Genomic DNA, 349 nt, shown 5'->3' with positions numbered 1-349 from the left:
CGGATGAATATGATTTTGCATGGCAAACTACAAACAGATTGGAATACGATCACATGGAAAAGGGATCTTTCATAAAGAAGCTGTAACTGGCAGAGAATTAGGAAATAAAAGAGTTTATTGGGTTCATCCAAACGCATTTGTTGTCAATATTGTTTTTGCTTGGGAGCAAGCTGTCGCTCTGACAAGTAGTGATGAAAATGGGTTTATTGCTTCTCATCGTTTTTGATGTTTTACCTAAACAAAATAGGGCTAGTCTTAAATTTGTAATACTTTCTTTTTAAGAGAACGTGGAAAATACTTACTTGAATTAGCATCTCCAGGGGGAGCAGGGAGAAATAAGACACTAGGA

General features: G+C 36.4%; 1 protein-coding gene. It reads left to right on the top strand.

Features of this window, described 5'->3' with window-relative positions:
- Nucleotides 1–19 precede the first annotated feature (19 nt).
- Nucleotides 20–226, top strand: a complete 207-nt coding sequence (locus tag OSCIL6407_RS38670; protein ID WP_019488072.1) for a hypothetical protein — start codon at nucleotides 20–22, stop codon at nucleotides 224–226.
- Nucleotides 227–349 lie beyond the last annotated feature (123 nt).

Origin of the sequence: Kamptonema formosum PCC 6407 (assembly GCF_000332155.1) — a bacterium.
GTDB lineage: Bacteria > Cyanobacteriota > Cyanobacteriia > Cyanobacteriales > Microcoleaceae > Kamptonema > Kamptonema formosum.
Note: the sequence above shows the minus strand (reverse complement) of the source record. Positions and strands in the feature narration are given on the sequence as shown.